This window comes from Streptomyces sp. 11-1-2, from assembly GCF_003595545.1.
Taxonomy (GTDB): domain Bacteria; phylum Actinomycetota; class Actinomycetes; order Streptomycetales; family Streptomycetaceae; genus Streptomyces; species Streptomyces hygroscopicus_B.
This window is the reverse complement of the sequence record NZ_CP022545.1, coordinates 8601186-8613841: the sequence shown is the minus strand read 5'-3', so window position 1 is coordinate 8613841 and position 12656 is coordinate 8601186. Positions and strand designations below refer to the sequence as shown.

Genomic DNA, 12656 nt, shown 5'->3' with positions numbered 1-12656 from the left:
GGTGTGAACACCCGGCGGGTGCGCTGCTGACGGCGGTGGCCCCGCCGTCATTCCTCTCAGGTCGGGGCGACGATGCTGCCCAGTGCGTGGTCATGTGCCCATCGCACCGCGGCCTCGCCATCCGTAACAGGGGAAACCTGAGGGGGGAAATCTTTGTCAAGGGGGAAATCAGAGGGGAGTTGGAGAGAGAGGATTGGCTTTCCCCCACCGATAGAGGTCAGACTCATGGCAGCAGATCCGTTCGCCGAGCTACTCCGTCAGCTGCGCCGTAACGCGGACCGATCGCAGGACGAGCAGGCGGATGCGATCAACGCGGCGTCCGGCCGGGCGACGGTGACCCGCCGGGAGGTAAGTCGGTATGAGAATGGTGAAAACGTCCCTACGAACCACACACGATGGCGAACCGGGTGCGGTGCTTGGCCCAGGCAGGGCCTGCCGGCGGCTCACCCACTGCGGCGGCGACCGGCTGAGGAAGACCGGAAGGGAACCCAGCGGGCTGTGGGGATATCCGCCACGCACGGACGGCGCGGACTACGATCGTCCCGATCCCATTGAGCGCGGGAGTGGTCGGCCGCGTCATCAAACCTTCGCCCCCGTCAATTCCTCCCCGGCGAAGGTGAAGCACCACGGACTGCGGTAGTTCTGCCACCACTGTGGACGCAGCCCTGTAGGAGCGAAGAGCTCTTCCAGGCATTGGCGCACGGTCAGGTGCCACTCGATCGTCTCCGACCCGGGCGTGCGGTACATGTCCATGAACGCGTTGTGGGCCTGGTAGGTCTGGAACCGGGGGAAGGTGGTGGTGACCGGCACGAAGTCCTTGAGGTGCCTGATGGCGTCCTCGATCGGGTCCAGGCCGACGATGTAGGTGAAGTCTGTGGTGATACCCCGCTGCTTCGCGCGGCCCAGAGCGTCGGTCATCTCGGCCGGAGTGAGCTTGGCCTTGGACTCCTTGAGGATCTGCCGTCGTTCGGTGAAGCACTCGGCGGTCAGCGTGAGGTGGAACGGTCCCAGGTCGGCGGCAGAGTCCATGCCTTTCTCGCTGGTCAGAACGGAGGACAGGAAGTGCAGGGTGCCGGTGCATCCGTTCATGCCCATCGCCGTACGGACCTCGGCCAGGTGGTCGAGCGCGAGGTGCTCATGGAGAAAGCAGCCCGTGCACACCGTGACTGTCTGTACTGACGACAGATCCTCCATGTCGGAGTTCGCGGCCAGCGCACCGAGGTAGCCGGACAGGTCCAAGGCCTTGATCTTCGGGTCGGACGCGCCTTCGAGAGTGTTGGGGCAGAACACGCAGCCGGTGCACTGGCTACGGGCATTGGAATTGAGGGTGAGCATCTTCGTGCCGTTACGCCAGTAACCCAGCACCGCGTCGTCGTCCTCGATGCTGTCGACTTCGCCGACCTTCTCGCCGTTCAGACGCAGTTCGTGCTCATCCAGTTCGAACGGTGACTCCTGGCGGCCGAGCGAGAGGATCAGGAACAGCGGGGAATCGGGACGGGAGTCCAACCGCAGTCGAAAGCGCATGCGGGGCTTGGTCAGCGGGGAACGGGCGCCGGACGCGTTCAGCGCGATCAGCAGTACGTCTTCGGCGTTGATGTTCCACTCGCGGGCCACCCGATCAAGGTGGCGGACAGATTCGAGCATGGGCTGTCCCTTTCACGTGGGGAGAGATGGTGTTCGGCAGCGTCGCTGTGGGCGCTTTCTGACGCGGGTGCCGTGCGGTGGATCAGGTGGCAACGGGAGCCAGGGGAAGGTGAATGACGATCCGTTTGCCGCCTGTGCCGGTGTCCGAGAGGACCTCGGCTCGGCCATGGACCTCCCTCACCAGAGCGTTGACCATGAACAGACCGCGACCGCCGACGCTGTGGGGAGCTAGCAGGGGCTTCGGCTTGAGTGGATGGGCGTCCGCGACGCTCAGTACCATCGCCGCATCATCCACGGCCAGGGTGACCGTGGCAGTCGGCGAGAGCACAGCCGCATGCCTCACCACATTCGTCACCAGCTCGCTGATGATCAGACAGGCGGTGTCCACGACCCTTTTGGATATGCCCCACTCAGCAAGAACCTTGGCGGTCTCGTGGCGGGCCGGCCGTACGTGCTCGGCCGTGGAGATCACCTGGAACTCGTGGTGCATCACAGTGCTGGACATCGTGGGGCTCACCCTCTCTCCGGGCGGCAGCCACCCGGACCGTCACCGAAGGTAAGGGTTCGAGCACAAAGAGGTGTTCACGACGGTGAACTCACGACTTCCGAGCCATGGATCAGGGGGTTCACCGCTACGAAACGTCCGCCAGGAAGCGGGAAGCACGCACGCCCGCGTGCCCGGTGGCGTACGAGACCTGTACAGACGTCGAGTACGGGGCAATGTTCTCGCTGGCTCTGACGTCGTCATTCGGCCCCGCCCGGACGGCTAGAGCTGGCCCCGATTCGTGAAGATCCGTGACGGCTTCAAGTGGCTCCTCCTGGTGACCGCCGCCTGGTCAAGGCCAGGCCCGAATGGGGCCGTTTCAAGCCGTCACTTCAACTTATGGGGCCGGCTGGGACGTTTTGGTGGGGCCGCTGAACAACGTCGAAGCCAGGTGAGGTGATCGAGCCTGGTGCTGACGGCGGCCGCGCGTGGGTCGCCGATGTCCGTCAGGACGCAAGGCCCGCCGCAGACAGGACTGCGCCGCGGTGGGCCGCAAGCCTCAAGCGTTAGGCGTACGTAGGCGCAGCGCTGCCACAAGGCCCAGCGTGCCCGATCGTGGTACGCACCGCCGACCACCGGCACAATTCAAGATTCGCCCCAGGTTCTCCCACACCCGTTCCAGCACGCTGCCACCACAGCAACCGGACCCACACGAAAGCAGGCACACATGCGCAAGACACGCACCGCCCTCACCGTCCTCGCCCTCTCGGCCGCTGCGCTGACAGGCACGACCACCGGCGCCGCCGCCACCGACAGCTTCTCAACCAGCCGTGCGGCCGCGGCTCCGTGCGCCGTGCCCGACGCGTTCTGCGCCACCAGCGGCAGCGGCGACCAGCTCGTCCTGCACTGTGGCGAGTCCGCATTGGTGCCTTGGAGCGGCGTCGGATACTGGGACAACCGCCTTCCCGGAGGCGGCATAGTCAAGATGTTCGACTACTACGGCTCCGTGAACCATGTCGCGCCCGCTGACTCCGGTCCCACCGAGATCAATTGGAGTCTCGTCTGGGGGCTGCGCGCCTACTGCTGACACCTGCTCGACGCGCGGCGCGTGCGAGAGCACTGCGAAGTCAGCAGGAGCTGCGTCAGAACCCTGCGGCATGGGCCGGAGGCGGCGCCGAAGCCTTCGAAACGCAGGGCGCCGCCTCACGGCGCGAGCCCGGTGGCTTCGACGTTGTCCAGCGGCCCCACCAAAACGTCCCAGCCGGCCCCATAAGTTCAAGTGACGGCTTGAAACGGCCCCATTCGGGCCTGGCCTTGACCAGGCGGCGGTCACCAGGAGGAGCCACTTGAAGCCGTCACGGATCTTCACGAATCGGGGCCAGCTCTAGCCGTCCGGGCGGGGCCGAATGACGACGTCAGAGCCAGTTCTCGCCCACGTCCGGCCTATACACTCAGGCGCGGGCGCATGCATACAGTCTCGGCAGAGGATGCTGCTAGTGGCTCAGTTACATTGATCGGTCCGGAAATTGATCGGCTGCTGAGCCGGGCTCACTCGGGGTGCTGGTCGTCCTGCGAGTCATGCAAGGAGGGGGCGTAGGAGATCCCGACGATCAGGCCGTCCGTCGTGAGAAGTCTGGTCACCGTCTGGCCCCACGGTTCGGTGCGGGCCTGGTGCACCAGGTCGAAGCCCGCGCGCTGTAGTTCGGCACCGGCGGCTGTGACGGCCTCCGTGTTCGCCACCTCGAACTCAATCGACGCCTGCGGGACCGCCCGGTCGGCGGGCCACTGGGCAGTGCCGAAGCATGCCTCGGCTGCCTGCGAGAGCGGCCACAGGCCGAAATGCTTGCTGCCGGGGACGCGCCCGCTGGAGTAGTAACCGTTGCCTTCCCCCTCCAGGGGGAGGCCAAGAGCCTCGATGAACAGCTTGCGGCTCAGGGGCGGGTCGGCGACGACCACCGCCACGCTCGTGATGAAGAGAACGTCCATGCCGGTGGTGGCACTCCCTGCTGCGACTGGACTGCGGGGCCGGGGATTCGGCCTCGTCAGCACCGCTTTCAGCGACCGGATCCCGCTCAACCTATCCGCCCGCTCCCCAAAGGGCCGAGACACCCGCGCCATCACCAGCGTTGAGTCACCCGATCGGGCCGACTCACATTCGCACTGCCGATCACGTCTGCGCCGTCATGCCACCGGTCCCCGGGCGGCCAACCGGGCGCGTTCTGGCGGCACCGCGAATAAGCGCACCCGCCGCCGCGGCATTTCCCGGGTCACTTGATCGAGCAGGCCACTAGTCAGAGCGACAGGCCGATACGGTGCGCCAGACCTCGCAGGTCCCGGGCGGCGCCGGTGGGCAACTGCCGATCAGCGAGATATTCGACGGTGTTTCGCACGGGCGCGTTGGCGTGGATGCGTTGCGGGGCGATCTGTTCGGCGGTCAGCAGGGCGGCGACCGCCTCGGCTTCCCGGCCCCGCAAATGTGTCAACGACCGGCCCAGATCGGCATGGAACGCGGCCTGCCGCCCAGGAGCCTCCGCAAGGGTCTCGGGACGCACCCCGTCCTTCGCTTGTACGGCCTCGCCGTGCAGGCCAAGGTCGGTGTTGAGGCTGACGTGGTGGATTCCGACGTTGGTGGGGCCGAAGTTCAGGTGCCAGGCCCGTGTCTCCCCCGTACGGTCGGCGAGGTCGGCAGCTTCGGTGAGATGGTCGCGGACCTCTTCCGCACGGGTCTTTCCAGACCTCTTTCTGTCCTGAGTCAGGCAGGTGGCGGAGATCAAGTGGAGCTCGCCGAGCAGTGCATAGGCGTCCGGAGTCGTCAGGTGGGCTTGGAGCGTGTTGGCGGCGGCGGTGGCCTGGGCCAGGGCTTCGGCGGGGCTGCCCACCGCCATGAGCACATGGGTGTGGAAGAAGGCGGACAGCGCGGAGTAGACCGGGTCATCCAATTCGGCGATCGCCTCAGCGGCGCGGGTGACGGCGATGAACGCCAAGTCGGTGTAGCCGAGGTTCTTCAGGAGCAAGGTGCAGCCCGGATGGTAGGCATCCGCCAGCAGTCTCAGTAGCTCATGCCGTGCGACGACGCCATCGGCTGTCTCGGCAGCCGCGTGCAGGTCGGCCAACAGCGCCGGTAGATTGGCGGCAAGGGTGCCATATTCCGCCGCGTGATAGAGGCGATTGGCCCGCTCGACGCGCTCGGCCAGCACCGCCACCGGAACCTCTGGTGGGCGGCGGTCCGGCGGGGCGGCCATGGTCACGCCCATCAGCGCCAGCCGCAAAGCGGGGATCGCCTCGTGAGCCTCACTGGAGCGCGGGTCCGCCGGGGCGAAGGGCTGGCCGGTCAGTTCGGACGGGGCGATCTGCAGCGCCTCGGCGAAAGCGGTGATGAGACTGGAGCGGTCCAGCAGCCGTCGGCCGTTCTCCACCATCGACAGGTAGCCGACAGACACCCCAGCCAGGCCCGCTAAGGTGCGCAGGCTCATCCCGCGCTGGCGGCGGGCCGAGCGCAGTCGGTCACCGATCCTCCGGGCCTGCTCTTCGTCCATAGCCCCCGCCTCAGCTTCCGTGCGTCAGCCCTAGCGTAGGGCGAACTCCCGCCATCAGGGAACTTTCCGCCGAGTCGGGCGGTATCACCGCAGTCCGGCTCGCTCGGCCAGGTCCCGTATGGCTTCGGCCTGGGTGGTGGTGCGGTTGGTGAGTGCGACGATCAGGTCCCGTGCGAAGGGGGCGAGCCGCAGCCGCAGCGGTGACTCCGCGTCGGCTTCGACGAGATGGATTGCTGCCTGATCGCTGCGGCCCTGACGAGCTTCGGCCGCCGCGGCTGTTATCAGCAGGCTGGAGCGGTGGGCGCCGCCGAGCCCGGCCTGATCTGCCGCACGGGCATGATCGGCGGCCTCGGCGGAATCGCCGAACTCGACGGCGACGGTGGCGCGGGCCGCGAACACCAATGCCGACTCCTGTGTGTCGGCGGCCCGCGCAGTCGCTGTGGCGAGGAACTCCTCCGCTTCCAAGCGGCGTCCGGCCATTGCCTGAGCAACGGCGCCCAAAGCGGACAGCTCCCATCCGGTGTCGGCGTCCCCAGCCCGTGCGGCGCGAGTCAGCGCATGCTCCGGCAAGCCAAGGTCGATCAGCAGCCGCACCTCCTCGACCAGCACCGGTAGCGTTTCGCGGGTGTCAGGGCGAGCTCTTTGCAGCAACACCCAAGCCAGGTCCTTGTAGCCCAGGCGCCGCAACAGCCCGGAGCCCAGCAGATGCGCCTGCACGCGCAGCCGGTTCGCCGCCTCCCGCTCTGATACAGAAGAGGCGATGAGGACCGCGCGGTCCGTCGATTCGATGAGCTCCGGCAGCACGAGCGCGAGTCGGCACTCATCGCCAGCGGCATCCGCCTGTGCGGCGGCGCGGGATCGTTCCGCCAGGTCCTCCAGCACCGTCCTGGGCGCCGTGTCCGGGTAGTGGCGGTGCAGGCGGTGCCGTAGGTGGAAGGCGGTCGCTCGAACCGCCGCGTGGTCCTCTCCACGCGGCGTGTAGGGCTGGCCCGTGAGATCCGCGATGTCCAGTCGCAAGGCGGCAGCGAGGGCGGCCAGCCGACCGCGCCGGTCCATCCATTCCCGGCCCGCCTCCAGCTCGGTGACGTAATCGAGCTCCAGGCCCGTGCGGGAGGCAAGCTCATCCGGGGTGAGTCCTCGGTGACGGCGCCAAGTGGCCAAGCGGGCTCCGATGGGGCCGCCGCCGGTCGGCTCGTCCAGCTCACGCATCACCAGTTCGCTCTCATGCCCACTCACCCAGGCTTGCCCTCTGCCAGGACAAAGGCCCGCTCAACTCATCCATGGGAAGATCAGTTTCCCCATGGCAGGTCGCGTATGCGTGTCACGCGACACATTAGTCACACCGCTGAAGGCAACGCCCACCGGCATGGCAGTAGCCGTTCGAGGCCAGGCGTTCCGCATCTTTGGCCCAGCGGTGCGCGAAGTCACGACCTGGACTTGCTTTGGCATAGGTACCCGGGAAGTCCTACGACTCACGGATGCCCGGGGCGTGCTTGATAACCATTTGTGGGTCGCCCTGCCATGTACGCGAGAAGTGCCTCAGTAAAAATAAATTACCCCCGTAGTCGGCGAGCGAAGGCGTCGATCTCTGCGCCAGAGAAAGGTTTTGATGTCGTAAGTCAGCGACATGCAAAGTTCACCCCACGGGGTTATTCCGCTCTAGGACTGGTCCGCGGTGTCGTAGTTGCGCTCCATTCGCGAACCAATCGGAGGAATCCGCATGGCCGCAATCCTTTTCGTCGCCACACCATTCCTGTCGAGCGATACGAGCGCCATACAACCTGCGTCCAAAAACGCCACCCACAGACCGTCGCTGCGGGCACCCCGAAACACGCAAGGGATGCGGTCATGACGCAGATGAAAGACGGCGGTCAGGCTCTGATTTGGCGCTGGACCGATAGAACCCGCCATGTCGCTTCACAAATCCGCGTTGCGCTGCGGTGCGCACTTCATGAGCTAGGAATCCCCGATGAGACGGTCGGGGACGCAGTGATGGCGGCATGGGAGCTCACGGCCAACGCTCTGGAACACGCGCACGGTCCATACGAGATGCGCCTCCTTCGCAAGGGCTCCTCGTTCGTCTTCGAGATCGAAGACAGCGATCCGCTTCTACCGGCGATGCCCTCATCGCGTAACAGCGGAGTGAGAGCCGATACGGAGCTACCGGAACGAGGGCGGGGTTTGCAGATCGTGGAGGCGTTTGCTCGTGGACGATGGGGATTCCGCCTGTCGGAGAGCGAGACGAAGGTCGCCTGGATGGCAATCTCTAGCGCATCTGAGGATTAAAGCCCCTCGCCAGCGAAAGAGGGCCCCTCACAATCTGATCCAACGACAGGCGCGGTCGCACGCGTTCATGAGAAGAACTTGGTCGTGGAGACCAAAGCTCTGCGTGCGCCCGCGCCCACGTATTACCTGAGCGTGAACCACAAACCGTAAGTGCGTCCGCAATATCACCTCAGGCGTCAATGCGATTGTCTTAGTTGCGCAGCGGCGGGGTCCAGTGTCCGCCGGGATTGATGTCGCGTCGGTACGGGAATCTGCGAAGCCTGGAGCAATCGGCCTGCTAGTCTCTGCTTCGCTGTTGAATGGAAGGTGGGGGGTTGTGCGGAATCTTGAACATATGACAAGGCGCTGGATTCTTCCCGTAGCCATCGCGGTTGCCAACCTATGTGCGATCGGTTGTTCGGGAACGGACTCGGATGGCGCACCATCAGCCAAGCATGAGCCCTCAGTCTCGACCTCGAACAGTTCCTTGCACATCGCTCATGGGCCCGAGGGTGATGCCCGAGCGGCCTACCGTGCGATGTGGCGGGACCTGGCCGCCGCATCGACCACATCCGACGCAGGCTCCCCACTGTTGGATGACCACGCGACAGGCGGAGCCCTGGAGCTGATGAAGTACGGCTTGAAGAAGGCCAAGGCAGAGAAAGTCGTCGTCAAGGGAACGTTGCACGTTGATCCTGAGGTCGTCACGGCTGCCGCTCAGCAGGTGAAACTGCGAGACTGTGTGGATGGCACCGATTGGCTTCAGTACAGGCTTGACGGAAAGCTGAAGAACGATGTTCCGGGCAGCCACTTCAGGGCTGACGCTACGGTGCTGCGTAAGGGATCTGTGTGGAAGGTCTCGTATCTCTACATGCATGACGCCGGAACATGTTGACCGCGCGACGCGTTGGCGTTTGGACCATCGCCTCACTGCTTGGCGTCTTGGACGTCATGGTGACGGGGCCGTTCGCGCAAGCTGATGACGGACGAGGCATCTTTGGCGGGGTGAGTTGCGCGGCCGGCGGGTGCAAAGTGCGTGCCGAAAGTCGTGGCAGACGTACGGTTGGCGTGAGCAGGGAGGGCATGGCCCATTCCCGAAGCAGTCCCTTGCAGCATAGGCGGAGTACTTCCTCCAAGTCGCCGACGGTAACGTCGGACGGGTGGGAGTACGGACTCGGTGATGGCTTGGGGATCTTGCCACGCTTTGACGGTGGAAAGCCGAAAAGACTCAAGCGCAAGCATCACCAGAAAGTGCCGGTAGCGGTTGTCGCTCGACGAGCTGTGGAAAGTTTGCAACTGCCGAAGCCTGCGATCCGGACGAGTCCGGATGAGGATTTCGTGCAAGTGGTGGGCGTGCCCACGTGGATGTGGGTGGAGCACGGTACGTGGGGGCCGGTGACGGAGACCGCTGTGGTGCCAGGTCTGAGGGTGACGGCGACGGCTCGGCCGCGTCAGGCGACGTGGTCGATGGGTGAGGGTGGCAGTGTCACGTGCACCGGACCTGGGACGGAGTACTCGGGGAAGTTCCGGCCGGATCGGCCGTCGCCTGATTGTGGTTATACCTACCGAAGATCGTCTTCAGACGAGCCGAGCCGGGCGTTCAAGGTATCGGTCCGGGTGTTGTGGGATGTCGAGTGGCATGGCGGCGGACAGACGGGGCGGGTGCCAGGGCTGGTGATAGCCACCGAGAGGCCACTTGCGGTCGATGAGGTACAGGCTGTCGTCGTGCGCTGATGCCACGGCGGTACATGGGGTCTGTCGGGATGCATGCCGATGCCAATCAGTTCGTCTTCTTTCTCTTCCGGAGTGATTTGTGGGTGCCTCTATGTCACCTTCGCGCCCCCGAGGCGCGGGTAGTGGTCTGCCGGGTGCGCGCCGGTCTGATCCGCAGCAGCGGCCGGTTGCGGCGACCGGCGGGGTGCGGCGCAGACCGGGATGGGTGTGGGCAGGCGTGGGGACGGTGGTTGTCTCTGCGGTTGGTTTCGTGATGGTCGCTTCAGCGGTTGGGGGGCGGGGGAAGGTGTTGGTGCTGGCGCGGGATGTGCCGGTTGGGCACGTTCTCGCCGCGGATGATCTGCGTCAGGCGGAGGTGGCATCCGGGACTGGCGTGGTGTTGGCGGCGGACCGGGCGAGGGTGCTGGGGCAGCGGGCCAAAGTGCCTCTGGTGGCCGGGTCGTTGTTGGCACCGGGACAGTTCGGAGGCGCCCGGGACTTTCCGCCACGAGGGCAGTCGGAGGTGGCCTTCGCCATCGAGGTGGGCAATGCGTCGCCCGAGGTGGTGCGAGGTGACCGAGTGGCGGTGCTGGAGGGCCCGGGCGGGTCTGCCACCGGGGGCGGTGAGGAGAAGGAGGAGGTCGCTCCTGTCGTGGGGACGGTGACCGCCGCGAAGACGGCTGACTCTCCAGGTGGTCCGCGAGTGGTGACGGTCCTGGTGGAGACGGGGGCGGTACGGCGGGCCGCTGGGTTGGAGCACCCGCGTGTGGTGGTGCTCCCCGCCGAGGGGCGGGAGGCGCCGTGAGGCGCCTGATCACGGTGGGGTCGGTCAAGGGCGCGCCGGGGGTGACGACGACCGTTCTGGCGCTGGCGGCTGTGTGGCCGGACCGGGCGGATCACGGGGTGCGGCCGGTGGTGGTCGAGGCTGACGTTTCGGGCGGGGATCTCGCGGTCCGGTTCGGGTGTCCGCACACGCCGGGGCTGTTGGACGTGGCCACCTCCGCCCGCCAGGAGCAGCCGGGTTCGCTCCTGGCCGCGGCTACGGACCTGCCGTTCGGGGTCCGTGTGGTGGCTTCACCGGCGGGTGGCGGGGCGTGTGGGGAGGCGGTGCGTTTGGTGGCCGGCCCGGGGCAGCGTGTGCTGCGAGGAGATGAGAGCGACCGGGGAACAGTTCTGCTGGATATGGGCCGCATCGGCGACGACGCCTCGGGTGTGGTGGGGGCAGCTGAGGCAGTGGTGTTGGTGTCCCGGGGAGGGGCGGACGCGTTGGCGCATGCATACGCTCACTTTTCGGAAGCCGGGCCGCGCGTGGAGCGGTACGTGCTGGCTGTGGTGGGTCCGTGCCCGTACGCGGCAGGGGAGATCACCGCGACGCTCGGTGTGGGCCGCGTGATCTTCCTGCCCTGGGACCCCAAGGCGGCTGACGTTCTGGCCGGGCGCGCTCGTTCGGCGCTGCGGGCCAGGGGGTGGAGGGCATCGCCGTTGATGGCGGCTGCGGGGGCTGCCGCACGGCAGCTGAGCGGCACCGACGAGGTGGTGACGAAGGGGCTGAGTGGTGATCTCGCGGGGCTGGGCGCCGTGCCACCCCCCGGCGGGCACCTCCGTCGAGCGGCGGGCCTGGCGCCGAAGGAGTCCGCATCATGAACAACACACTGGTCCGGCAGAGCCGCGGCGAGGAGCACGAGCTGGCCGCAGAGGTACGCCAGCGCGTAGTAGCCCGCCTGGCCCACTACGCCGATGAGCGAGAAGCCGCGGGGCTGCCGCCGGAGACCGAGACCCAGCGCCGCGCGACGGTGGGGCGCTTGGTGGACGAGGAGCTCGCGTCACTGGCCCGCGTCGCCCTCGCCCGGGGCAGTGGTGCAATGGGCCACGCGGCGGAGCAACGTATCGCCCAGGCTGTGATGGATGCGCTGTTCGGCAGCGGCACGCTGGAGCGGCTGCTGGCAGATGAGACGATCGAGAACATCTGTGTCAACGGGTGTGATGCGGTGTGGATCCGCCGTGCGGACGGCACCTGGCAGTCAGGTTCCCCGGTGGCCGCTTCGGACACCGAACTGATCGAACTGGTACGCACTCTGGCCGCGAGCGTGGACGGCGAGGAACGCCGCTTCGACCGCGGCGTACCCCGGCTGAACCTCCAGCTCCCCGACGGGTCTCGGCTGTTCGCGGTGATGGCAGTGACCGGCCGCGTTTCGCTGTCAGTACGCCGCCATCGGTTCCCTGCCGCGTCCATGGACGACCTGGTGCGCCTTGGGGCGTGCGATGAGGCCATGGCCGGTTTTCTCTCGGCGCTTGTGCGGGCTCGGAGGAATATCATCATCGGCGGCGGCACCAACGTCGGGAAGACCACCGTGCTCAGGGCCTTCGCCTCGCAGATCCCGCCGACCGAGCGGCTGATCACCATCGAGGACACTTTCGAGCTCGGCCTCAACACCGATACGGCCGCTCATCCCAACGTTGTGGCCATGCAGGCCCGGGAACCCAACGTTGAGGGCCAAGGCGCCATCGACCAGGCGGAACTGGTGCGGTGGGGACTGCGGATGTCACCGGACCGTGTGATCGTCGGCGAGATTCGCGGCAACGAGGTCATCCCGATGTGCAACGCCATGAGCCAGGGCAACGACGGCTCGCTGTCCACCATCCACGCCTCGACCTCCCGAGGGGTGTTCACCAAGCTCGCCGCGTACGCCGCCCAGGCTCCCGAGAGGCTGTCGCTGGAGGCCACCAACCTGTTGGTGGCCTCCGCCGTCCACTTCGTCGTGCATCTGGGATGGGACGCGACGGGGAAACGCGTGATCGGTTCCGTGCGCGAGGTCGTCGACGCCGACGGGGCGCAACTGGTCTCGAACGAAATCTACCGACCCGGCCCCGACGGCCGCGCTGTCCGGGCGACACCTTTGCGGGCTGAGACGCTCCAGGACCTGATCGATGCCGGACTGGACACTGAAGCGGCGGGCTTCACCTGGTGGGGAGCCGAACAATGACTCCAACGAGGCTGGGCGACACAGCAGGTG

At 66.5% G+C, this 12656-nt stretch carries 12 protein-coding genes; 7 read left to right on the top strand and 5 right to left on the bottom strand.

The features are described 5' to 3' along the window. Positions 1 to 225: 225 nt before the first annotated feature. The gene (locus CGL27_RS52475) at positions 226 to 555 is read left to right on the top strand and encodes a helix-turn-helix transcriptional regulator (protein WP_240450763.1); all 330 of its coding nucleotides are present in this window, start codon (positions 226 to 228) and stop codon (positions 553 to 555) included. 24 nt (positions 556 to 579) lie between these two features. Here CGL27_RS52475 and CGL27_RS37000 read toward each other — a convergent pair whose 3' ends face one another. Both CGL27_RS37000 and CGL27_RS36995 read right to left on the bottom strand, forming a co-directional pair. Beyond that, on the bottom strand, positions 580 to 1644 hold the full coding sequence (locus CGL27_RS37000; protein ID WP_119992061.1) for a radical SAM protein: 1065 nt from the start codon (positions 1642 to 1644) through the stop codon (positions 580 to 582). Between the two features lie 82 nt (positions 1645 to 1726). After that, entirely contained in the window at positions 1727 to 2161 is a 435-nt protein-coding gene (locus tag CGL27_RS36995) for an ATP-binding protein (RefSeq protein WP_240450762.1), read from the bottom strand. A gap of 694 nt (positions 2162 to 2855) precedes the next feature. Here CGL27_RS36995 and CGL27_RS36990 point away from each other — a divergent pair. Beyond that, complete coding sequence (locus CGL27_RS36990; RefSeq protein WP_119992060.1) at positions 2856 to 3215, top strand: hypothetical protein; 360 nt, start codon at positions 2856 to 2858, stop codon at positions 3213 to 3215. A 461-nt stretch (positions 3216 to 3676) separates the two neighbouring features. Here the strand turns inward: CGL27_RS36990 and CGL27_RS36985 are convergent, their stop codons facing one another. The 3 genes from CGL27_RS36985 to CGL27_RS36975 all read right to left on the bottom strand — a co-directional run bounded on the left by CGL27_RS36985 (position 3677) and on the right by CGL27_RS36975 (position 6900). Then, positions 3677 to 4114 (bottom strand): VOC family protein, encoded by a 438-nt coding sequence (locus tag CGL27_RS36985; protein WP_119992059.1) that lies wholly within the window; start codon positions 4112 to 4114, stop codon positions 3677 to 3679. A 305-nt stretch (positions 4115 to 4419) separates the two neighbouring features. Continuing rightward, complete coding sequence (locus CGL27_RS36980) at positions 4420 to 5664, bottom strand: helix-turn-helix domain-containing protein (protein WP_014055891.1); 1245 nt, start codon at positions 5662 to 5664, stop codon at positions 4420 to 4422. Positions 5665 to 5748: 84 nt separating this feature from the next. Next, positions 5749 to 6900, bottom strand: a complete 1152-nt coding sequence (locus tag CGL27_RS36975; protein ID WP_119992058.1) for a helix-turn-helix domain-containing protein — start codon at positions 6898 to 6900, stop codon at positions 5749 to 5751. 612 nt (positions 6901 to 7512) lie between these two features. On the opposite strand from CGL27_RS36975, the gene CGL27_RS36970 reads away from it, so the two are divergent. From CGL27_RS36970 to CGL27_RS36945, 5 genes are all read left to right on the top strand, one after another. Continuing rightward, a complete protein-coding gene (locus tag CGL27_RS36970) occupies positions 7513 to 7950 on the top strand; it encodes an ATP-binding protein (RefSeq protein WP_119992057.1) in 438 nt (145 codons plus the stop codon). A 571-nt stretch (positions 7951 to 8521) separates the two neighbouring features. Then, positions 8522 to 8824, top strand: coding sequence for a hypothetical protein (locus tag CGL27_RS36965; protein ID WP_240450761.1), 303 nt, complete (start codon positions 8522 to 8524; stop codon positions 8822 to 8824). A gap of 930 nt (positions 8825 to 9754) precedes the next feature. Next, a complete protein-coding gene (locus CGL27_RS36955; RefSeq protein WP_119992054.1) occupies positions 9755 to 10447 on the top strand; it encodes an SAF domain-containing protein in 693 nt (230 codons plus the stop codon). Continuing rightward, positions 10444 to 11286 carry a hypothetical protein gene (locus CGL27_RS36950; protein ID WP_119992053.1) on the top strand — a complete coding sequence of 281 codons (843 nt, stop codon included), beginning with the start codon at positions 10444 to 10446 and terminating at the stop codon, positions 11284 to 11286. The genes CGL27_RS36955 and CGL27_RS36950 overlap by 4 nt, the downstream gene beginning before the upstream one ends. Beyond that, positions 11283 to 12626, top strand: a complete 1344-nt coding sequence (locus CGL27_RS36945; protein ID WP_119992052.1) for an ATPase, T2SS/T4P/T4SS family — start codon at positions 11283 to 11285, stop codon at positions 12624 to 12626. Before CGL27_RS36950 ends, CGL27_RS36945 begins: the two co-directional genes overlap by 4 nt. The last annotated feature ends 30 nt before the right edge of the window (positions 12627 to 12656 follow it).